Annotated in this window: 16 protein-coding genes and 1 tRNA gene; 15 read left to right on the forward strand and 2 right to left on the reverse strand. The window is 65.5% G+C overall.

All coding sequences use genetic code 11. The features are described from left to right. Positions 1 to 84 precede the first annotated feature (84 nt). The 9 genes from Q0Z44_RS15230 to rpoC all read left to right on the forward strand — a co-directional run bounded on the left by Q0Z44_RS15230 (position 85) and on the right by rpoC (position 12,706). Positions 85 to 160 (forward strand) — tRNA-Trp (locus tag Q0Z44_RS15230). A gap of 85 nt (positions 161 to 245) precedes the next feature. Further along, positions 246 to 629 carry a preprotein translocase subunit SecE gene (gene secE / locus Q0Z44_RS15235; protein WP_298014246.1) on the forward strand — a complete coding sequence of 128 codons (384 nt, stop codon included), beginning with the start codon at positions 246 to 248 and terminating at the stop codon, positions 627 to 629. Positions 630 to 667: 38 nt separating this feature from the next. Then, complete coding sequence (gene nusG, locus Q0Z44_RS15240) at positions 668 to 1,234, forward strand: transcription termination/antitermination protein NusG (RefSeq protein ID WP_298014248.1); 567 nt, start codon at positions 668 to 670, stop codon at positions 1,232 to 1,234. A 317-nt stretch (positions 1,235 to 1,551) separates the two neighbouring features. Then, positions 1,552 to 1,983, forward strand: a complete 432-nt coding sequence (gene rplK, locus Q0Z44_RS15245; RefSeq protein WP_109033869.1) for a 50S ribosomal protein L11 — start codon at positions 1,552 to 1,554, stop codon at positions 1,981 to 1,983. Then, complete coding sequence (gene rplA, locus Q0Z44_RS15250) at positions 1,983 to 2,678, forward strand: 50S ribosomal protein L1 (RefSeq protein ID WP_298014250.1); 696 nt, start codon at positions 1,983 to 1,985, stop codon at positions 2,676 to 2,678. Before rplK ends, rplA begins: the two co-directional genes overlap by 1 nt. Before the next feature lie 328 nt (positions 2,679 to 3,006). Beyond that, positions 3,007 to 3,534, forward strand: a complete 528-nt coding sequence (gene rplJ / locus Q0Z44_RS15255; protein WP_298014252.1) for a 50S ribosomal protein L10 — start codon at positions 3,007 to 3,009, stop codon at positions 3,532 to 3,534. A 49-nt stretch (positions 3,535 to 3,583) separates the two neighbouring features. Continuing rightward, positions 3,584 to 3,958, forward strand: coding sequence for a 50S ribosomal protein L7/L12 (rplL, locus tag Q0Z44_RS15260; protein ID WP_109033873.1), 375 nt, complete (start codon positions 3,584 to 3,586; stop codon positions 3,956 to 3,958). 355 nt (positions 3,959 to 4,313) lie between these two features. After that, entirely contained in the window at positions 4,314 to 8,441 is a 4,128-nt protein-coding gene (rpoB, locus tag Q0Z44_RS15265) for a DNA-directed RNA polymerase subunit beta (RefSeq protein ID WP_298014255.1), read from the forward strand. A gap of 20 nt (positions 8,442 to 8,461) precedes the next feature. Further along, positions 8,462 to 12,706: a DNA-directed RNA polymerase subunit beta' gene (gene rpoC / locus Q0Z44_RS15270; RefSeq protein WP_298014258.1), complete on the forward strand. Its 4,245-nt coding sequence runs from the start codon at positions 8,462 to 8,464 to the stop codon at positions 12,704 to 12,706. A gap of 78 nt (positions 12,707 to 12,784) precedes the next feature. On the opposite strand, the gene Q0Z44_RS15275 is transcribed toward rpoC, so the two are convergent. Continuing rightward, a complete protein-coding gene (locus Q0Z44_RS15275) occupies positions 12,785 to 13,123 on the reverse strand; it encodes a hypothetical protein (RefSeq protein ID WP_298014261.1) in 339 nt (112 codons plus the stop codon). Positions 13,124 to 13,178: 55 nt separating this feature from the next. Between Q0Z44_RS15275 and Q0Z44_RS15280 the strand changes: the two genes are divergently transcribed. The 3 genes from Q0Z44_RS15280 (at position 13,179) to Q0Z44_RS15290 (ending at position 17,458) form a co-directional block, all read left to right on the forward strand. Continuing rightward, a complete protein-coding gene (locus Q0Z44_RS15280) occupies positions 13,179 to 14,597 on the forward strand; it encodes an MFS transporter (RefSeq protein ID WP_298014264.1) in 1,419 nt (472 codons plus the stop codon). Positions 14,598 to 14,600: 3 nt separating this feature from the next. Further along, a complete protein-coding gene (locus Q0Z44_RS15285) occupies positions 14,601 to 17,111 on the forward strand; it encodes a DEAD/DEAH box helicase (protein WP_298014267.1) in 2,511 nt (836 codons plus the stop codon). 83 nt (positions 17,112 to 17,194) lie between these two features. After that, positions 17,195 to 17,458, forward strand: a complete 264-nt coding sequence (locus Q0Z44_RS15290; protein ID WP_298014270.1) for a hypothetical protein — start codon at positions 17,195 to 17,197, stop codon at positions 17,456 to 17,458. Between the two features lie 115 nt (positions 17,459 to 17,573). On the opposite strand, the gene Q0Z44_RS15295 is transcribed toward Q0Z44_RS15290, so the two are convergent. Then, complete coding sequence (locus tag Q0Z44_RS15295; protein ID WP_298014273.1) at positions 17,574 to 18,197, reverse strand: PEP-CTERM sorting domain-containing protein; 624 nt, start codon at positions 18,195 to 18,197, stop codon at positions 17,574 to 17,576. Between the two features lie 311 nt (positions 18,198 to 18,508). On the opposite strand from Q0Z44_RS15295, the gene Q0Z44_RS15300 reads away from it, so the two are divergent. The 3 genes from Q0Z44_RS15300 to rpsG all read left to right on the forward strand — a co-directional run bounded on the left by Q0Z44_RS15300 (position 18,509) and on the right by rpsG (position 20,432). After that, positions 18,509 to 19,150: a hypothetical protein gene (locus Q0Z44_RS15300; RefSeq protein ID WP_298014275.1), complete on the forward strand. Its 642-nt coding sequence runs from the start codon at positions 18,509 to 18,511 to the stop codon at positions 19,148 to 19,150. Between the two features lie 238 nt (positions 19,151 to 19,388). Beyond that, positions 19,389 to 19,766 carry a 30S ribosomal protein S12 gene (rpsL, locus tag Q0Z44_RS15305; RefSeq protein ID WP_058088974.1) on the forward strand — a complete coding sequence of 126 codons (378 nt, stop codon included), beginning with the start codon at positions 19,389 to 19,391 and terminating at the stop codon, positions 19,764 to 19,766. A 195-nt stretch (positions 19,767 to 19,961) separates the two neighbouring features. Continuing rightward, positions 19,962 to 20,432 (forward strand): 30S ribosomal protein S7, encoded by a 471-nt coding sequence (rpsG, locus tag Q0Z44_RS15310; RefSeq protein ID WP_109033895.1) that lies wholly within the window; start codon positions 19,962 to 19,964, stop codon positions 20,430 to 20,432. Positions 20,433 to 20,782: the final 350 nt, after the last annotated feature.

Here is a 20,782-nt window from a genome sequence, read left to right on the forward strand (position 1 = left end):
CCGTGAAGGCGGTCGTACCGTCGGCGCCGGCGTGGTTGCCAAGATCATCGAGTAAATCCGGTTTCTGTTCAGTTTGTGGCCGATAGGGGTATAGCTCAATTGGCAGAGCGTCGGTCTCCAAAACCGAAGGTTGGGGGTTCGATTCCCTCTGCCCCTGCCACCCGCTGAACACAAGACCGCCGCTGTCTCACAGCAGCCCGCAGGCCCAACGGTTTGCGGGCTTTGCTGCCTCAATCACCACCTTCATGTCTACTTCGTCCGTCGAAACCGTCACGACCAGCGCCGACAAGGCCAAGCTGGCCGCATCCGGCCTGCTGGTGGTGGCTGGCGTGGTCGCGTTCTACCTGTTGGGCCAGCAGAGCCTGTGGCTGCGTGTGATCGCGCTGCTGGTGCTGGTCGCGTCGGCCGTGGGGGTGTTCTTCACCTCGGCGCCCGGCAAGGAACTGATCGCCTTCGGCCAGGATGCGCTGAAGGAGCTCCGCAAGGTCGTGTGGCCCACCCGCCCCGAAGCCACGCAGATGACGCTGTACGTGTTTGCCTTCGTGGTGATCATGGCGCTGTTCCTCTGGCTGACCGACAAGTCGCTGGAGTGGGTGATCTACAGCCTGATCCTCGGCTGGAAGCAGTGACGGCAGTCCCTAACGATCCAACAAGCGAGGTTGACCCCATGAGCGACGTTCAGACCACCCCCGCCAACGCTGCCCCGCTGCGCTGGTACGTGGTGCACGCCTATTCCGGCATGGAAAAGGCCGTCGAGCGCAACCTGCGCGAGCGCATCGACCGCGCCGGCATGCAGGAGCAGTTCGGCCGCATTCTTGTGCCGACCGAAGAGGTTGTCGAAGTCAAGAACGGCAAGAAGTCCGTGACCGAGCGCCGTTTCTTCCCGGGCTACGTCCTGGTCGAAATGGTCATGAGCGACGACAGCTGGCACCTGGTGAAGAACACCTCGAAGGTGACTGGTTTCGTTGGCGGCGCCAAGAACCGCCCGGTGCCCATCTCGGAAGACGAGGTCATGAAGATCGTCAACCAGATGCAGGAAGGCATCGAGAAGCCGCGTCCCAAGGTCGAATGGGAAGTGGGCGAAGTGGTGCGTGTCAAGGAAGGCCCGTTCACCGACTTCAACGGCTCCATCGAAGAGGTCAACTACGACAAGTCCAAGCTGCGCGTCTCGGTCACCATCTTCGGTCGTGCCACGCCGGTGGAGCTCGACTTCGGTCAGGTCGAAAAGATCTGATCCGGGGTGCTCGCCTCCCGGCGAACCAGCGTAAGGCCCTTCGGGGCCTTTTTCTTTGCCCGCGGGATGTCGAGGGCTTGCCAACGTGGCTCGACTCGGCATAGAATCGCGGTCTTTCCCCTCGCAGCGGGGTGGCTGTGCTTTGCTCGCAAGAATCAAGGCGCCCCCAGAACAACTGCCGTGACCAGTCGCCAACGAGACGGCGACATGAGGAGCCCGGACGGGCATCGACCAAGGCGCTTGCGCCAGCCGATGTCGAACCAGGCGCTAGCACTCGACCCGAATGACAGGCCGTCAGCCGGGTTCTAGGAGAAAACATGGCCAAGAAGATTGTCGGCTTCATCAAGCTGCAAATCCCGGCTGGCAAGGCGAACCCGTCGCCGCCGGTCGGTCCCGCGCTGGGTCAGCGCGGCCTGAACATCATGGAGTTCTGCAAGGCGTTCAACGCCCAGACCCAGGGCGTCGAGCCCGGTCTGAAGCTGCCCGTGGTGATCACCGCCTACGCAGACAAGTCCTTCACCTTCATCATCAAGACGCCGCCCGCAACGGTGCTGCTGAAGAAGGCTGCCAAGATCGAGAAGGGTTCGGCACGTCCCCAGTCTGACAAGGTCGGCAAGCTGACCCGCGCTCAGTTGGAAGAAATCGCCAAGACCAAGCAGAAGGACCTGACCGCCGCCGATCTGGACGCTGCTGTCCGCACGATCGCCGGTTCGGCTCGTTCGATGGGCATCATCGTGGAGGGCGTGTAATGGCCAAGCAAACCAAGCGTCAACAAGCCATGGGCCAGGTCGACACGACCAAGCTGTACGCCCTGGACGAGGCCCTGGCCCTGATCAAGGGCGCCGCCACCGCCAAGTTCGATGAGTCCATCGACGTGGCCGTGCAGCTGGGCGTGGATGCCAAGAAGTCGGACCAGGTGGTGCGTGGCGCCGTCGTGATGCCCAACGGCACCGGCAAGACCAAGCGCGTCGCCGTGTTCGCCCAGGGCGCCAAGGCTGAAGAAGCCAAGGCCGCTGGTGCAGACATCGTCGGCATGGAAGACCTGGCCGAGCAAGTCAAGGCCGGCAACATCAACTTCGACGTGGTCATCGCCTCGCCGGACACGATGCGCATCGTCGGTACCCTGGGTACGGTGCTGGGCCCCCGCGGCCTGATGCCGAACCCGAAGGTCGGCACCGTGACCCCGGACGTCGCCACCGCTGTCAAGAACGCCAAGGCTGGCCAGGTCCAGTTCCGCGTCGACAAGGGCGGCATCATCCACGGCACGATCGGCCGTCGCTCGTTCGACGACGCCAAGCTGAAGGGCAACCTGGCTGCGCTGCTCGAAGCGCTGACCAAGCTGAAGCCCGCGTCGTCGAAGGGCGTGTACCTGCGCAAGGTCGCCGTCTCGTCGACCATGGGCGTGGGCGTGCGCGTCGACGTCAACAGCATCACCGCTGGCTGACCGTCGCAAGACACTGCAGGCCCGGCGCCCGGCGCCGGCCTGCCGATCCGCTCACGAGTCTGGTGGGTGTGCTCGTAATGAATTGGTGGGCTGCGGCGGCAACGCCGCAGGCTATCAAAGACCGTAGGCGTCGAGGCGCGCGCTTGTACAGGCGTGCCGAGGCTTAATTTTCCAGCCTACGCAGATGGCGAACCCGCTGTTGAAGGTTTCCACGGCCGCCGCAAGGTGACCCTGGGTTCCGAGGCAGAAGGTCGCTGCAACCGGGTGTGCCTGGAGGTCGCCGTGCCCTGTGGCCGGTGGTCGAAAGGCATGTTTTAAGGAGTAGACCTTGAGTCTCAATCGCAACGAGAAAGAAGCCGTGATCGCGGAAGTGGCTGCCCAGGCGGGCAAGTCGCAGACGCTGGCACTGGCTGAGTACCGCGGTCTCACGGTGGCTCAACTCGACGCGCTGCGCAAGACCGCCCGTGCACAAGGTGTGTATCTTCACGTGCTGAAGAACACCCTCGCACGTCGCGCCGTTGCCGGCACGCCGTTTGAAGTCGCCGCCGAGTCCATGAGCGGCCCGCTGATCTACGGCTTCTCTGAAGACGCCGTGGCTGCCGCCAAGGTGATCGCCGACTTTGCCAAAGGCAACGACAAGCTGGTCATCAAGGCTGGCGCGTACGCCGGCAAGGCCCTCGACGCCAATGGCGTGAAGGCCCTGGCCTCGATCCCGAGCAAGGAAGTGCTGCTGGCCCAGATCTGTGGCCTGCTGCAGTCGCCGATCTCGGGTCTGGCCCGCGTCCTGGCCGCCGTCGGCGAGCAAAAGGGTGGCGCTGCCGCCCCCGCCGCCGAAGAAGCAGCTCCGGCTGCCTGAGCGACCGCTTCGTACTGAATCAACATCCAACCGATTTTAGGAACCCAAAATGGCATTCGATAAAGACGCATTCCTGACCGCCCTGGACAGCATGTCCGTGATGGAACTCTCCGAGCTGGTCAAGGCCATCGAAGAGAAGTTCGGCGTGTCCGCTGCCGCCATGGCCGCTCCCGCCGCTGGCGGTGGCGCTGCTGCCCCGGCCGCTGAAGAAAAGACCGAATTCAACGTCGTTCTGACCGAAGCTGGCGCCAACAAGGTCGGCGTCATCAAGGCCGTGCGCGAAATCACCGGTCTGGGCCTCAAGGAAGCCAAGGACCTGGTCGACGGCGCTCCGAAGAACGTCAAGGAAGGCGTGGCCAAGGCCGACGCCGAAGCTGCCGTCAAGAAGCTGGTCGAAGCCGGCGCCAAGGCCGAACTGAAGTAATTCCCCACCTGGCCACCCTGGTGGCCAGTCGGAATACCGACGTGCACAGCTGCCCTCGCAAGGGGGCAGCTTTCGGCTTTTCAGGGTATAAAACCCTGAGATCACTCGAAAGGCCCGCCAGTAGTACACTGGAGGGCTTTTCGAGTGTTCTCTGAACCGACTGCGGAGAACCGGTTTGGTCGAGCCTGGGTGCAATGCCCGGGTTGTCTGCCAGCGGTTGGTAGTGGCCAACCACCAAGCCTCAGATGCAATATCTGAACGGCCAGTCGCCGAACAACGGTCTGTTCCCTTGGCCAGGGCGCAGGCGGAATTCGAAGCGGACCGACCCGTCTTGGGTGTCCGAAACGGAGAGTTTATGGCGCAAGCAACCCCCTACAGCTACACCGAGCGCAAGCGGATTCGCAAGAGCTTTGCCAAGCGTGGCAGCGTGCTGAATGTCCCGTATCTGCTGACGATGCAGAAGGACTCCTACGTCGCATTCCTGCAGAAGGACGTGCCACCGCAGCAGCGCAAGCCCGAAGGCCTGCAGGCCGCCTTCATCTCGGCGTTCCCGATTGTGTCGCACAACGGTTTCGTCGAGATGAAGTTCATCGAGTACAACATCGCGAAACCCGCTTTCGATGAGCGCGAGTGCCAGCTGCGGGGTCTGACGTTTGCGTCGGCCGTGCGTGCACGCCTGCAGATGATCATCTACGACCGTGAGACGTCCACGTCCCAGTCCAAGGTGGTCAAGGAAGTGAAGGAACAAGAGGTCTACATGGGCGAAGTGCCCCTGATGACCGATTACGGCTCCTTCATCATCAACGGCACCGAGCGTGTCATCGTCTCGCAGCTGCACCGTTCGCCCGGCGTGTTCTTCGAGCACGACAAGGGCAAGACCCACTCGTCGGGCAAGCTGCTGTTCAGCGCCCGCATCATTCCTTACCGCGGTTCGTGGCTCGATTTCGAGTTCGACCCCAAGGACCTGCTGTACTTCCGTGTGGACCGTCGCCGCAAGATGCCGGTGACGACCCTGCTGAAGGCCATCGGCATGAACAACGAGCAGATCCTGGCCACGTTCTTCCAGAACGACCAGGTCCGCCTGATGGACGTCGGCGCCCAGCTGGCCTTCGTGCCCGAGCGCTTCAAGGGTGAGATCGCCCGCTTCGACATCACCGACAAGTCGGGTGCTGTCGTCGTCGAGAAGGACAAGCGGATCACCGCGCGCCACACCCGCGCCCTGGAGCAGTCCGGCACCACGCACCTGAGCGTGCCCGAAGACTTCCTGCTCGGCCGCGTGCTGGCCAAGAACCAGATCGACCCGGAGACCGGCGAGATCATCGGCAAGGCCAACGAAGAGCTGACCGAAACGCTGCTGAAGAAGCTGCGTGCCGCCGGCATCCTGGACCTGGAAATTCTGTTCACCAATGAACTGGACCAGGGCGCCTACATCAGCCAGACGCTGGCCACCGACGAGACGGCCGACGAGCTGGCCGCCCGTGTCGCCATCTACCGCATGATGCGCCCCGGCGAGCCGCCGACCGAAGACGCGGTGCAGGCCCTGTTCCAGCGCCTGTTCTATTCGGAAGACACGTACGACCTGTCGCGCGTGGGCCGCATGAAGTTCAACGCCCGCGTGGGCCGCGACGAATCGACCGGACCGATGACCCTGTCGAACGACGACATCCTGGCCGTCGTGAAGATCCTGGTCGAGCTGCGCAACGGTCGCGGTGAAGTCGACGACATCGACCACCTGGGCAACCGCCGCGTGCGTTGCGTGGGCGAACTGGCCGAAAACCAGTACCGCTCGGGTCTGGCTCGCATCGAGAAGGCCGTCAAGGAACGTCTGGGCCAGGCCGAGACCGAAGCCCTGATGCCGCACGACCTGATCAACTCCAAGCCGATCTCTGCGGCGCTGAAGGAGTTCTTCGGTGCGTCGCAGCTGTCGCAGTTCATGGACCAGACCAACCCCCTGTCCGAGATCACGCACAAGCGTCGTGTCTCGGCCCTGGGCCCGGGTGGTCTGACCCGCGAGCGCGCCGGCTTCGAAGTCCGTGACGTGCACCCGACCCACTATGGTCGCGTGTGCCCGATCGAGACGCCGGAAGGCCCGAACATCGGTCTGATCAACTCGCTGGCTCTGTACGCCCGCCTGAACGAGTACGGTTTCCTCGAGACGCCGTACCGCCGCGTGGTGGATGGCAAGACGACGACCCAGATCGACTACCTGTCGGCCATCGAGGAAAGCAAGTACGTCATCGCCCAGGCTAACGCCAAGCTGGACGAAGAAGGTCGCCTGATCGACGAACTGGTGTCGGCCCGTGAAAAGGGCGAATCGGTGCTGACCAGCCCCGAGCGCATCCAGTACATGGACGTGGCCCCGACGCAGATCGTGTCGGTCGCGGCCTCGCTGGTGCCCTTCCTCGAGCACGACGATGCGAACCGCGCACTGATGGGCGCCAACATGCAGCGTCAGGCCGTGCCTGTGCTGCGCCCTGAAAAGGCCGTGGTCGGCACCGGTGTCGAGCGCGTGGCCGCGGTCGACTCGGGCACGGTGGTGACCGCCAAGCGCGGCGGCATCGTGGACTACGTCGACACCAACCGCGTGGTGATCCGTGTGAACGATGCGGAAACCGTGGCTGGGGAAGTCGGCGTCGACATCTACAACCTGATCAAGTACCAGCGTTCCAACCAGAACACCAACATCCACCAGCGTCCGATCGTCAAGCGCGGCGACCTGGTGGGCAAGGGTGACGTGGTGGCCGACGGCGCATCGACCGACCTGGGCGAACTCGCCCTGGGTCAGAACATGCTCGTGGCCTTCATGCCCTGGAACGGCTACAACTTCGAAGACTCGATCCTGATCTCGGAGCGCGTGGTCGCCGAAGACCGCTACACCTCGATCCACATCGAGGAACTGGTGGTGATGGCCCGCGATACCAAGCTGGGCTCGGAAGAAATCACCCGCGACATCCCGAACCTGTCTGAGAACCAGCTGGCTCGTCTGGACGAGTCGGGCATCGTCTACATCGGCGCCGAAGTCGGCCCCGGCGACGTGCTGGTCGGCAAGGTGACCCCGAAGGGCGAAACCACGCTGACCCCGGAAGAGAAGCTGCTGCGCGCCATCTTCGGCGAGAAGGCTTCGGACGTGAAGGACACGTCGCTGCGTGTGGACCAGGGTACCTCGGGCACCGTGATCGACGTGCAGGTCTTCACCCGTGAAGGCATCCAGCGTGACAAGCGCGCCCAGCAGATCATCGACGACGAGCTGAAGCGCTTCCGCCTGGACCTGAACGACCAGCTGCGCATCGTGGAAGCCGACGCGTTCGACCGGATCAAGAAGCTGCTGATCGGCAAGGTCGCCAACGGCGGCCCGAACAAGCTGGCCAAGGGCACGGCGATCGACGAAGCCTACCTGGGCTCGGTGGACAAGTTCCACTGGTTCGACATCCGTCCGGAAGACGGTGAGCTGGCCAACCAGCTGGAAAGCATCAAGAACTCGCTGGAGCAAACCCGCCACAGCTTCGACCTCGCTTTCGAAGAAAAGCGCAAGAAGCTGACGCAAGGCGACGAGCTGCCCGCCGGCGTGCTGAAGATGGTCAAGGTTCACCTGGCCGTCAAGCGCCGCCTGCAGCCTGGCGACAAGATGGCCGGCCGCCACGGCAACAAGGGCGTGGTGTCGAAGATCGTTCCGATCGAAGACATGCCTTACATGGCCGACGGCACCCCTGCCGACATCGTGCTGAACCCGCTGGGCGTGCCTTCGCGGATGAACGTGGGTCAGGTTCTGGAAGTGCACCTGGGTTGGGCTGCCAAGGGCATCGGTCAGCGCATCGGCGACATGCTGCAGCGCGAAGCCGCCGTGGCCGAGCTGCGCAAGTTCTTCGACGAGCTGTACAACCAGTCCGGCGGCAAGAAGGAAGACATCTCGAGCTTCTCCGACGACGAGGTGATCGAGATGGCGCAGAACCTCTCGAAGGGCATGCCGTTCGCCACCCCGGTGTTCGACGGTGCCAAGGAAGAGGAAATCCGCGCGATGCTGCAGCTGGCCTACCCGGCCGACATCGCCAAGGCCAAGGGCCTGACGCCGACCCGCACGCAGGCCATCCTGCATGACGGCCGCACGGGCGACGCCTTCGAGCGTCCGGTCACCGTGGGCTACATGCACGTGCTGAAGCTGCACCACCTGGTCGACGACAAGATGCACGCCCGCTCGACCGGTCCGTACTCGCTCGTCACGCAGCAGCCGCTGGGTGGTAAGGCGCAGTTCGGTGGTCAGCGCTTCGGTGAGATGGAAGTGTGGGCACTGGAAGCCTACGGCGCGTCATACGTGCTGCAGGAAATGCTCACGGTCAAGTCCGACGACGTCAACGGCCGTACCAAGGTCTACGAGAACATCGTCAAGGGTGAGCACTCCATCGACGCCGGCATGCCCGAGTCGTTCAACGTGCTGGTCAAGGAAATTCGTTCGCTCGGTATCGACATCGAGCTGGAACGCAACTGAGATAGGAATAGGAGCGCCCCATGAAAGGTTTGCTGGACCTGTTCAAGCAATTCACGCCCGATGAGCATTTCGATGCGATCAAGATCGGGCTGGCCTCGCCCGAGAAGATCCGCTCGTGGTCTTTCGGCGAGGTGAAGAAGCCTGAGACGATCAACTACCGCACGTTCAAGCCCGAGCGTGACGGCCTGTTCTGCGCCAAGATCTTCGGCCCGATCAAGGACTACGAGTGCCTGTGCGGCAAGTACAAGCGCCTGAAGCACCGCGGCGTGATCTGCGAGAAGTGCGGCGTCGAAGTGACCCAGACCAAGGTTCGCCGTGACCGCATGGGTCACATCGAGCTGGCTGCGCCGTGCGCGCACATCTGGTTCCTGAAGTCGCTGCCGTCGCGTCTGGGCCTGGTGCTCGACATGACGCTGCGCGACATCGAGCGCGTGCTGTACTTCGAAGCGTACGTGGTGGTGGACCCGGGCATGACCCCGCTGAAGAAGTTCAGCATCATGTCCGAGGACGACTACGACGCGAAGCGCCGGGAGTTCGGCGATGAATTCGAGGCCCTGATGGGCGCCGAAGGCATCCAGAAGCTGCTGGCCGAGATGGACCTCGACGTCGAGATCGACAAGCTGCGCAACGACATGACCGGCAGCGAGCTGAAGGTCAAGAAGAACTCGAAGCGCCTGAAGGTCATGGAAGCCTTCAAGAAGTCGGGCATCAAGCCCAACTGGATGGTGCTGGAAGTCCTGCCCGTGCTGCCGCCGGACCTGCGTCCGCTGGTGCCGCTGGACGGCGGTCGTTTCGCGACCTCCGACCTGAACGACCTGTATCGCCGCGTCATCAACCGGAACAACCGTCTGGCTCGCCTGCTCGAGCTGAAGGCCCCGGAAATCATCGTGCGCAACGAAAAGCGCATGCTGCAGGAAGCCGTCGACTCGCTGCTCGACAACGGCCGCCGTGGCAAGGCCATGACGGGCGCCAACAAGCGCGCCCTGAAGTCGCTGGCCGACATGATCAAGGGCAAGAGCGGTCGCTTCCGTCAGAACCTGCTGGGCAAGCGCGTCGACTACTCCGGTCGTTCCGTGATCACCGTGGGCCCGACCCTGAAGCTGCACCAGTGTGGTCTGCCGAAGCTGATGGCGCTTGAACTGTTCAAGCCCTTCATCTTCGCGCGCCTGGAAGCCATGGGCATCGCCACCACGATCAAGGCCGCGAAGAAGGAAGTCGAATCCGGCACGCCGGTGGTCTGGGACATCCTTGAAGAAGTGATCAAGGAACACCCGGTGATGCTGAACCGTGCGCCCACGCTGCACCGTCTCGGCATCCAGGCCTTCGAGCCCGTGCTGATCGAAGGCAAGGCCATCCAGCTGCACCCGCTGGTCTGCGCGGCCTTCAACGCCGACTTCGACGGTGACCAGATGGCCGTCCACGTGCCGCTGTCGATCGAAGCCCAGATGGAAGCCCGCACGCTGATGCTGGCCTCCAACAACGTGCTGTTCCCGGCCAACGGCGAACCGTCGATCGTGCCGTCGCAGGACGTGGTGCTGGGTCTGTACTACGCCACCCGCGAGCGCATCAACGGCAAGGGCGAAGGCATGATCTTCTCCGATCTGGCCGAGCTGCAGCGTGCGCTGGACAACGGCGTGGTCGAGATCACCGCACAGATCAACGTGCGCCTGACCGAGTACACGAAGGACAAGGAAACGGGCGAGTTCATCCCCGAGACCAAGCTCGTGGCGACCACGGTCGGCCGTGCGCTGCTGTCCGAGATCCTTCCGAAGGGCCTGCCTTTTGCCAACATCAACAAGGCGCTCAAGAAGAAGGAAATCTCCAAGCTCATCAACACCTCGTTCCGCAAGTGCGGCCTGAAGGAAACCGTGGTGCTGGCCGACAAGCTGCTGCAGAGCGGTTTCCGTCTGGCCACGCGCGCCGGCATCTCCATCGGCATCGACGACATGTTGGTGCCGAAGCAGAAGTACGAGCTGATCGAGAAGGCCGAGAAGGAAGTGAAGGAGATCGAGCAGCAGTACGTCTCGGGTCTCGTGACCGCCGGTGAGCGCTACAACAAGGTGGTGGACATCTGGGGCAAGACCGGCGACGAAGTCGGCAAGGTCATGATGTCGCAGCTGTCGAAGCAGAAGACCATCGACCGCAACGGCAACGAAGTCGACCAGGAATCGTTCAACTCGATCTACATGATGGCCGACTCGGGTGCCCGCGGTAGCGCGGCCCAGATCCGCCAGCTGGCCGGCATGCGGGGCCTGATGGCCAAGCCGGACGGCAGCATCATCGAGACCCCCATCACGGCGAACTTCCGTGAAGGTCTGAACGTGCTGCAGTACTTCATCTCGACCCACGGCGCCCGTAAGGGTCTGGCCGACACGGCGCTGAAGACCGCGAACTCGGGTTACCTGACCCGCCGTCTGGTCGACGTGACCCAGGATCTGGTGGTCACCACCGAGGACTGCGGCACCGATCAGGGCATCAACACCCGCGCACTGGTCGAAGGTGGTGAAGTCATCGAATCGCTGCGCGACCGCATCCTGGGCCGCGTGCCTGCGATCGACGTGCTGCACCCCGAGACCCAGCAGGTGGTGGTGTCGGCTGGCCAGATGCTGGACGAGGACGCCCTCGACCTGCTGGAAGCCGCCGGTGTCGACGAAGTCAAGGTCCGCACCCCGCTGACCTGCGCCACGCGCTTCGGCCTGTGCGCCAAGTGCTATGGCCGTGACCTGGGCCGCGGTGGCCTGGTGAACGCCGGTGAGGCCGTGGGCGTGATCGCAGCACAGTCGATCGGTGAGCCGGGCACCCAGCTGACCATGCGGACGTTCCACATCGGTGGTGCCGCTTCGCGCGCTGCCATCGCCTCGAGCGTGGAAGCCAAGTCGGACGGCATCATCGGCTTCAACGCCACGATGCGCTACGTGACCAACGGCAAGGGCGAGCTGGTCGTGATTTCGCGTTCGGGCGAAATCGTGATCACCGACCCGCACGGCCGTGAGCGCGAGCGTCACAAGGTGCCGTACGGCGCGATCCTGACCGTCAAGGCTGACCAGACCATCAAGGCTGGCACCGTGCTGGCCAACTGGGATCCGCTGACCCGTCCGATCATCACCGAGTTCGCCGGTCAGGCCAAGTTCGAGAACGTCGAAGAAGGCGTGACCGTGGCCAAGCAGGTGGACGAAGTGACCGGTCTGTCGACCCTGGTCGTGATCGACCCGAAGCGCCGCGGTGCGGCCAAGGTCGTTCGCCCGCAGGTCAAGCTGCTGGACGCCTCGGGCGCCGAAGTGAAGATCCCCGGCACCGACCACGCCGTGACCATCGGCTTCCAGGTCGGCGCGCTGATCCAGATCCGCGATGGTCAGGACCTGTCGCCGGGCGAAGTGCTGGCCCGCATCCCCATCGAAGGTCAGAAGACCCGCGACATCACCGGCGGTCTGCCGCGTGTGGCCGAGCTGTTCGAAGCCCGTTCCCCGAAGGACAAGGGCGCCCTGGCTGAGATCACCGGCACGGTGTCCTTCGGCAAGGAAACCAAGGGCAAGGTCCGCCTGCAGATCACCGACCCGGACGGCAAGGTGTGGGAAGACCTGGTTCCGAAGGAAAAGAACATCCTGGTGCACGAAGGCCAGGTGGTCAACAAGGGCGAATCCATCGTCGACGGTCCGGCCGACCCGCAGGACATCCTGCGTCTGCTGGGCATCGAAGAGCTGGCTCGCTACATCGTCGACGAAGTGCAGGACGTCTACCGTCTGCAGGGCGTGAAGATCAACGACAAGCACATCCAGGTGATCGTTCGCCAGATGCTGCGCCGCGTGCAGATCGTCAACCCGGGCGACACGCACTACATCGCCGGTGAGCAGGTCGAGCGTTCGGAACTGCTGGACACCAACGACCGCATGCGCGCCGAAGGCAAGATGATCGCCACGCACAGCGATGTGCTGCTGGGCATCACCAAGGCCTCGCTGTCGACCGACTCCTTCATCTCGGCCGCTTCCTTCCAGGAAACGACCCGCGTGCTCACCGAGGCTGCCATCATGGGCAAGCGCGACGAGCTGCGTGGCCTGAAGGAAAACGTCATCGTGGGTCGCCTGATCCCCGCCGGCACCGGCATGGCCTTCCACCAGGCGCGTCGCGCCAAGGAAGAGATGGACGACACCGAGCGTCGCGCCATCGCCATGCAGGAGGCCCAGGAGCGTGCTGCCATGGAACTGGCTGCCCTCGAGGAAACGACCGACGCGGCCCCGGCCGAAGGCGGCGAGACCGCCGCCGAGTGAAGACCGACACCGGGATCCGCGTGATCCCGGGCGCGCTTCAGCTGAAAGCGCCAGTCCCGAATGGGGCTGGCGCTTTTTTCATGGCGCGTCGGGCAGGAAGGTGGGCGCCGGCCAGTCCAGCAACTCTGCGAGGCGGGTCACCACCCAGCCGGCCTCGTTCTCGGCCACCACGGCGTCGGGTCCCACGAGCCCGCGATGGCACCGTTCGAGCACGTCCTGCTCGTCCACGCCGATCTCCACATGGATGCTGCGGCAGTGCTCGGTCAGGTGCTGGGCGAGGTCCTCGCACAGCTCGTAGCGGGCGCGGAAGTCGACCAGCGGAATCAGCAGGCGGCCCCGCGCGTTGGTATGAAGCGCCTGAAACGAGGGCGGGATCTCGATCTGGTAGTCGTCCGACATGCTGGTCCTGCTGCGCATGGGCGCCCCTCGGCGCAGCCCCGGATTGTGCCTGCTGCTAGCATCGGCATCCCCCATGTGGTTTCGTCCCTCCCCCCTCCCGCGTGACACGCGCCTGATCGCCCTCATCGTGGCCAGCGCGTTCTTCATGCAGACGCTCGACAGCGCCATCCTGACGACCTCGTTGCCGCAGATGGCGCAGACCTTTGGCGTGCGGCCGGTCGAGATGAGTGCCGCCATCACGGTCTACCTGCTGTGCAATGCGGCCCTGATTCCGGTGAGCGCGTGGCTGGCAGAGCGCTTTGGCGCGCGTGTCGTGCTGGGTGGCGCCATCGCGCTGTTCACGCTGGCCTCGGTCGGGTGCGCACTGGCGCCCGGCGTCGGCAGCTTTCTGGTGGCCCGGGCTGTGCAGGGCGGGGCGGGCGCGCTGATGATGCCGGTGGGCCGCATGGTCGTGCTGCGTCAAGCCGAGAAGCGCCACCTGCTGGAGGCCACCGCGCTCATCACCTGGCCCGGACTGATCGGTCCGGTGATCGGTCCGGTGCTGGGTGGCGCCATCACCGCCTGGCTGGACTGGCGGTGGAATTTCTGGATCAACCTGCCGATCGGCCTGGTCGGGGTCTGGCTGGTGCAGCGTCACATCCCGGATGTGCGGGCCCGCGAGCCCGGCGCCTTCGACCACCGCGGCGCGTTGCTCACCGGCGCGGCGCTGGTCTGCGTGATGCTCGGGCTCGAGATCGCCTCGCAGCAGCAACTGCCGTGGGTGGGGTCGCTGACGCTCATCGCCATCGGCCTGGCCCTCGGCGCCGTGGCGCTGCGGCACCTGCAGCGCCATCCCCGCCCCCTGCTGAACCTCACGGTGTTCCGCGTGCCGACCTTTGCCCTGTGCAGCCTGTCGGCCGGCACCTGCAGCCGGGTGGCGATCGCGGCCACGCCCTTCCTGCTGCCCCTGTTGTTCCAGGTGGGATTTGGCTGGAGCGCCGCGGCCAGCGGCAGCCTGGTGATGGCCTATTTCGCAGGCAACCTGGCGATGAAGAGTGTGACGACACCGGTGCTGCGGCGCTTCGGGTTCCGCCCCGTGCTGGTCGCCAATGGGATGGCTCTGGGCGCCAGCGTCATGGCGTGCAGCCTGCTCGGCCCGGACACCCCCCTGTGGCTGCTGCTGCCCTTGCTGGTCCTGGCCGGCCTGACTCGCTCCATGCAGTTCACCAGCCTCAACACGCTGAGCTTTGCCGACCTCGAGGACCGCTTGCGCGGCACGGCCGCCACCATCTCCAGCATGTTGCATCCCATCAACGCGATGCTGGGCACGGCGCTGGCGGCGGGCCTCCTGAACCTCGCCATGGCCGCGTCCGACCGCACGACGCTGGCCCTGGCCGATTTCCGCTGGGCCTTTCTTCTGTGCGGTGGACTGGGTGTGGTCGGTGGGCTGGCCTACCTGCGCCTGCACCCGCAGGCCGGCCACGAAGTGAGCGGGCGCGGTGCGCCAGCCTGAGCCATGGTCGACGACGAGGGTGTCCGCTTCCGGCCGCGCCTGACCCTGGAGACGCTGGGCCGTGGTGACGGGCTGCTGGGCCTGACGCCGGTCGGGGCCTTCGGACCGCGCGGCGGGCAGGTGACCGTGGCGTGGGCAGACTGGGTCTACACCCACCCTCAGGGGCTGGTCTGGACGGCCCCCGCGGCGCCCTCGGTGCTGAGCCTCGCGAGGTCCCCCGCCCCTGCATTCGCGACGCCCGAGGGGGCGCACCGGCCGTTCCACCGTCAACGCGAGGCCGAGGCCGAGGCGCTGGACCGCCTGCGCGCCATGGGGCTTCGTCCGCTGCCCCACGACGCCCTGCAATGGCGTGCCCCGGCGCTCGCGGCGCAACTGGGCGGCCCCGAGCTCCCCCTCTGGAGCCTGATTCAGGAGGAAGACTTCGGCGACTTCTGGGCCGAGCAGGTGCCGGTGCTTCAGCGTGAGGACTGGCAGGTCGTCGTCCGCCCCGGCTTCGCCCACCAGAGCACGCCCGTGTCGGCCTGGCGGCTGGTGGTGCGCAGCCCCGACGGCGAGCCAGTCAGCTGGGAGCCGGCCGAGCCCTTGCCGCCAGCGTTGCCTGCACCCACGGGGCTGGGTGCGCCGCGCGGCACGGGGTCATGGCTCGTGAGCCTGGGCGTGGAGGTGGCGGGCCGCGTGCTCGACCTGGCCCCCATGCTGGCCGACCTGTTGCGTCGCGACCGGCGCTGGCTCGATGCCCGGCAACTGGCCGACATCGACCCCCGAAGCCTGGTGCGGCTGCGTGCGCCCGGCGGTGTGCAGATCGAGGCGCCCGCCGCGCCCTTGAAAGCCATCGTCGCCACGCTGCTCGACCTGTTGATGGAGCGCCCTGCCACCGCCACCGGGCCCCTCGCCGTGCATCCGACGGACGCGGCGCGCCTCCTCTCGCTGGCTGACACGCTGGCCGCGAGCCAGCCGCAGCGTGCCGGCCCGGTGGGTCAGTGGGCGCTGCAGGGTGATGCCGGCTTGGCCCGCCTCGCCGCGCGCTTGCGGGAGGCGGGACGTCCCCCGCCTGTCGCAGCGCCGCCGGGCCTCCAGCTTGAATTGCGTCCTTACCAACTGCAGGGCCTGGCTTGGCTGCAGCACCTCCGGGCGCAGAACCTGGGCGGCATCCTGGCCGACGACATGGGCCTGGGCAAGACGGCCCAGGCGCTCGCGCACATCCTCACGGAACGCGCCGCCGGCCGGCTGGACCGACCCGCCTTGGTGGTCGCGCCCACCTCGCTGCTGCTCAACTGGGCGGCCGAGGCGCGCCGCATGGCGCCCGGGCTGCGCGTGCACCTGTGGCACGGCGCCCAGCGGCAGCAGCATGCCGGTTGTCTGCAGCAGGTGGACCTGATCCTCACCTCCTACCCCCTGCTGTGGCGTGATGGGGCCGTGTTTGAAGCCCTGCCCGTGCACCTGCTCGTGCTGGACGAGGCCCAGACCGTCAAGAACGCCGGCAGCCGGGCCGCGGCCGCCGTGCGCCAGGTGCCCGCCCGGCATCGACTCTGTCTCAGCGGCACGCCGCTGGAAAACCACCTCGGCGAACTCTGGGCCCAGTTCGATTTCCTGATGCCCGGTTTCCTCGGCGACTGGCGCAGCTTCCAGCGCCGCTGGCGAGACCCCATCGAGAAGAACGGGGAATCCGTCCGCGCGCAGTTGCTGGCCGGCCGGGTTCGGCCCTTCATCCTGCGCCGCCGCAAGGCCGAGGTGGCCGCCGAACTGCCCCCCTGCACCGACGTCATCCAGGCGGTCGAGCTGGAAGGCGCGCAGCGCCGCCTGTATGAAACGGTCCGGGTCGCCGCCGACCACCTTGTGCGCCGCGCGCTCGATCGCCATGGTTTCCACGGCGCCCACCTGACCGTGCTCGATGCCCTGCTGCGCTTGCGGCAAGTCTGCTGCGATCCCGCCCTGGTCCCGGGGGCGCCGCCGCTGCCCCGTACCGCGCCCCGGGCGAAGCTTGACTGGTTGCGTGCGCAGCTGCCGGCACTGCTCGAAGCCGGTCGGCGCATTCTCGTCTTTTCGCAGTTCACGACCATGTTGGGCCTGGTCGCCGACCTGCTCGATGAAATCCGGTGCCATGCACTGTCCCTGACCGGGGACATGCCGCCCGCCCGGCGTGCCGAGGCCGTCGCCCGTTTCCAGGCCCGCGAGGTGCCGGTCTTGCTGCTGAGCCTGAAGGCCGGCGGGGTGGGGCTCAACCTCACGGCGGCCGACACCGTCATCCACCTCGACCCCTGGTGGAACCCTGCCGTGGTGCGTCAGGCCACCGACCGTGCCCACCGCCTGGGGCAGACCGATCCCGTGACCGCCTACCACCTGGTCGTGGCGGGCAGCATCGAAGAGCGCATGCTGGCGCTGCAGCAGCGCAAGGCCCTCCTCGCCGAGGCGGTGCTCGGTGAGGACGGCGCTCTGGCCGACAAATTCAACGAGGAAGACCTCGTCATGCTGCTCGCCCCCCTGACGCCCCCCTCGGGCGCCGTCGGCTTTTGACGCATTTGATTACAAGGGTTTTCACCTAAGTCTGCGGGTTTTCCTCTAGACTGCGGCCATGGCTTGACCGAAGGAGGTTCAACATGGCTCATTCAACGATTGGTATTCGTTCGGGTTCCGCTCATCGGGGCGAGCGCACCGCGCTGGAAGCAGAGAAGCTGGGCGTCATGGCCGGCTTCGTGGCCGGCCTGCCGTTCGGCCTGGGACTGGTCCATGATCTCGTGCTGTCTAACGGGCTCCCTACCTGGCTGGCAGACGGTTCCGCCGTCGCCGCCGTGGCCGTCACCACCTGGCTGGGGCTGCGCCTCGGGACGGGGGTTGCGGCATGGGCTCGGCGTCGAGGCTGACGCACCGGCATCACCCACGTGCGGCCTGACCGCAAGCGCTTCACCAAAAGAAGAAAGGGCCCAACTGGGCCCTTTGCTTTTCACGGCCACCGCGTACTCCGCGGCCGGCCCATCCTCAGTCAGCGCGCCGGCGGCGCTGTGCGATTGCGGCCACGCCCAGCAGGCCCAGCCCCATCGTGGCCCAGGTGCCTGGCTCCGGCACGGCCGGGGTGGCAGACAGCCCGGCGAGGCGGAACTGGGTGCCGGTTCCCGTGGCTGTCAGGGTAAACGTCTTGCCCACCACGCCGGTCAGCGAGAAGCTCGTCGACTCCCAGCCGCTGGAGCCCTGCAGGCTGCCCGTGCCCAGCGTCAGCGTGTTGCCGCCCCAGCTCAACGTCGCGCGGTCACCGGTGGTGAGCCAGCCGTCCTTGTCCCAGTACGAGAGCTGAATGGCGCTCAGGTTCACCGTCTGGTTGAAGGTCAGCGTCAGGGCGTCGCCCGTGTTGCTCTCAATGCTGTTGGCAAACGCGCCGCCTTCCACGCCCAGCCCGGTGTTGCTCAGAACCACCTGGGCCGACGCGCCCTTGGCTTTCGCGCTGGCCTCCAGCGACAGCGTCCCGTTGGTGAACACAGGGAGGGTAGACGCCTGCTCCAGCAGCGGCCCGTTCCCGTAAAAGTCGAAGGTGGCGGTGGTGGCTTGGGCCGCCAGGGGCGTCAGCGCAACCAGCGCCAAACCCGCCAGCCAGCGTGTCGATTGCATGAGTCTCTCCTTGTCGGTGTGCCGCTGCACGGGCAGCCGCTGGGGTGATGTATTCGAACCGATTGTGAGGAGCCGCCCCTTCCGTCACCTCAGGGTCTCCCCTCGAATTGCCGCCTGCACGGCCCCCGCTCGCACCTGCTGTCGCCACGTCGGGGACGGAAACCTGCCATTTGGACGTAATGCGCCACCGGGCATGCGGCCCTTCTGAGGGGGTGTTCACCGCGACACTCCTTACAAACACAATACAAATCCATCTCTTCGGACACATAAAGTGCGTCTGTCATGGAAAAGCAGACATCGGGAGAGAAGTGATGGAAGAAGTCGTCCGCATGTTTCTGGTGCTGGCGCATCTCGGCGCCTTGATGGCAGCGGCAGCGGCGGTGGCCTTCGGGGACTACGCCTTGCTGGGCCGCCATCGGATCGACAGCATGCTGCTTGGCAAGGCGTCTCATGCGGTGGCATGGGCGCTGGCCGGCTTGTGGCTGAGCGGGCTGGCCATCATCGGTGTGGACACCGGCTTTGCCTGGGCGGCCATCCTTGCAAAACCGAAGCTCATGGCCAAGCTGACCGTGGTGTTGCTGCTGACGGCCAACGGCTTCTACCTCCACCGAGTGGTGCTCCCCAGCCTGCTGGATCCACGCCGGGCGGCGCGGCCCTTGGCGCATGTGGCCGCCCGCGCCGCCCGTGCCGGTGCCTTCAGCGCTGCCGGCTGGAGTGTGGCCGTCTTCCTCGGGGTGGCGCGGCCCCTGGCGCCGCTGCTGGGCTACGCCGGCTTCATGGCCTTGTTCGCTCTGGCCGTGGCCGCGGCGCTCGTGCTGGCATGGCGCCTCGTCCACCCTCCGCTGTACCAGCGCTTGAAGGCCGAGCGGGCCGCGCCCGACGCCCTTTTGCCGAGCGAGGGCTCCCTCGGCCCGATGGCGGGGCGGCTGCCACACACGTCGGCCGCGGCCTGATCGGCGCCATCTGCGCGCCCGCGGCTTGCCAAGCCCGACGGTGCGCCACTACAATGGAAGGCTTTTCGGCTTTCGCGTGACCGCGCAGTTCGGGCAAGACCGCTCCTTCGGGGGCGTGCAGTGCCTGGCATGCGGGGCGTGAGGGCCGTTTTGTGCTTGTCCCAGGCACCGCGGCGGCTCGTTCAGGCTGCTGCCAAGTGTCTGTCATGCAAGTGTTTTTTCAACGGGAACCAAACTAATGCCTACGATCAACCAGCTCGTGCGCCATGGCCGTCAGGTCGAGGTCACGAAGTCCAAGTCGCCTGCGATGCAGAACTGCCCGCAGCGCCGTGGTGTGTGCACCCGCGTGTACACCACGACCCCCAAGAAGCCGAACTCCGCTCTGCGTAAGGTTGCCAAGGTGCGCCTGACCAACGGTTTCGAGGTCATCTCGTACATCGGCGGTGAAGGCCACAACCTGCAAGAGCACTCGGTGGTGCTCGTGCGCGGCGGCCGTGTGAAGGACTTGCCCGGTGTGCGTTACCACATCGTGCGTGGTTCGCTTGACCTGCAAGGCGTCAAGGACCGCAAGCAGTCCCGCTCGAAGTACGGCGCCAAGCGCCCGAAGAAGGCCTGATCGGCCTGAGCAGCAGAGTCGGTCTGCGTCATCGGTGTGTCACCCGCAAGGGGCACCCTGCTGGCATGGCCGAGGTGGCGGTGTCGTCCGGATGGTCCGGCGCTCACCGAGTAAGTGGGGTCTCTCTGATCAGTTGATGAGATCCCGGATGTGGGGCCAAGGCCCGCATCAACTGAAGCATTGAAAGGAATCGAAATGCCTCGTCGTCGCGAAGTACCCAAGCGTGAAATCCTGCCCGATCCGAAGTTTGGTTCGGTCGAGCTGTCCAAGTTCATGAACGTGATCATGGAATCCGGCAAGAAGGCCGTTGCAGAGCGCATCATCTATGGCGCCCTGGAGCAGGTCGAAAAGAAGGCCGGCAAGGATCCGCTGGAGATCTTCTCTGTCGCGCTGAACAACATCAAGCCCGTGGTGGAAGTGAAGTCCCGTCGCGTGGGTGGTGCGAACTACCAGGTTCCCGTTGAAGTTCGTCCCGCCCGTCGTATCGCCCTGGCGATGCGCTGGCTGAAGGAATCGTCGCGCAAGCGTTCCGAGAAGTCGATGGCCCAACGCCTGGCCAACGAGCTGCTGGAGGCCGCTGAAGGCCGTGGCGGCGCGATGAAGAAGCGCGATGAAGTGCACCGCATGGCCGAAGCCAACAAGGCCTTCTCGCACTTCCGCTTCTAATTCACCACCTGCAGCCTGTCTGCAACCCGAGCGTCCGGCCTGCGAGTTTCGCGGCCGGCGCTTTGTCCAATCTGGAGTGACCACATGGCACGCAAGACCCCGATCGAGCGCTACCGCAATATCGGTATCTCGGCACACATTGACGCCGGCAAGACCACCACGACCGAGCGCATCCTGTTCTACACCGGTGTGAACCACAAGATCGGTGAAGTGCACGAAGGCGCCGCCACGATGGACTGGATGGAGCAGGAGCAAGAGCGCGGCATCACCATCACGTCGGCCGCCACGACCTGCTTCTGGAAGAGATCGGAAGAGCGTCGTGTAGGGAAAGAGTGTCGTTCGGCGTGTAG

The sequence above is a fragment of the uncultured Aquabacterium sp. genome (assembly GCF_947366995.1).
Classification (GTDB): Bacteria; Pseudomonadota; Gammaproteobacteria; order Burkholderiales; family Burkholderiaceae_C; genus Aquabacterium.

Coding starts and splice junctions, on each gene's coding strand:
- secE (WP_298014246.1), top strand. CDS start 246: ATGTCTACTTCGTCCGTCGAAACCGTCACGACCAGCGCCGACAAGGCC.
- rpsG (WP_109033895.1), top strand. CDS start 19,962: ATGCCTCGTCGTCGCGAAGTACCCAAGCGTGAAATCCTGCCCGATCCG.
- Q0Z44_RS15285 (WP_298014267.1), top strand. CDS start 14,601: ATGGTCGACGACGAGGGTGTCCGCTTCCGGCCGCGCCTGACCCTGGAG.
- Q0Z44_RS15295 (WP_298014273.1), bottom strand. CDS start 18,197: ATGCAATCGACACGCTGGCTGGCGGGTTTGGCGCTGGTTGCGCTGACG.
- Q0Z44_RS15275 (WP_298014261.1), bottom strand. CDS start 13,123: ATGCGCAGCAGGACCAGCATGTCGGACGACTACCAGATCGAGATCCCG.
- Q0Z44_RS15300 (WP_298014275.1), top strand. CDS start 18,509: ATGGAAGAAGTCGTCCGCATGTTTCTGGTGCTGGCGCATCTCGGCGCC.
- nusG (WP_298014248.1), top strand. CDS start 668: ATGAGCGACGTTCAGACCACCCCCGCCAACGCTGCCCCGCTGCGCTGG.
- rplA (WP_298014250.1), top strand. CDS start 1,983: ATGGCCAAGCAAACCAAGCGTCAACAAGCCATGGGCCAGGTCGACACG.
- rpsL (WP_058088974.1), top strand. CDS start 19,389: ATGCCTACGATCAACCAGCTCGTGCGCCATGGCCGTCAGGTCGAGGTC.
- Q0Z44_RS15290 (WP_298014270.1), top strand. CDS start 17,195: ATGGCTCATTCAACGATTGGTATTCGTTCGGGTTCCGCTCATCGGGGC.
- Q0Z44_RS15280 (WP_298014264.1), top strand. CDS start 13,179: ATGTGGTTTCGTCCCTCCCCCCTCCCGCGTGACACGCGCCTGATCGCC.
- rplK (WP_109033869.1), top strand. CDS start 1,552: ATGGCCAAGAAGATTGTCGGCTTCATCAAGCTGCAAATCCCGGCTGGC.
- rplL (WP_109033873.1), top strand. CDS start 3,584: ATGGCATTCGATAAAGACGCATTCCTGACCGCCCTGGACAGCATGTCC.
- rpoC (WP_298014258.1), top strand. CDS start 8,462: ATGAAAGGTTTGCTGGACCTGTTCAAGCAATTCACGCCCGATGAGCAT.
- rpoB (WP_298014255.1), top strand. CDS start 4,314: ATGGCGCAAGCAACCCCCTACAGCTACACCGAGCGCAAGCGGATTCGC.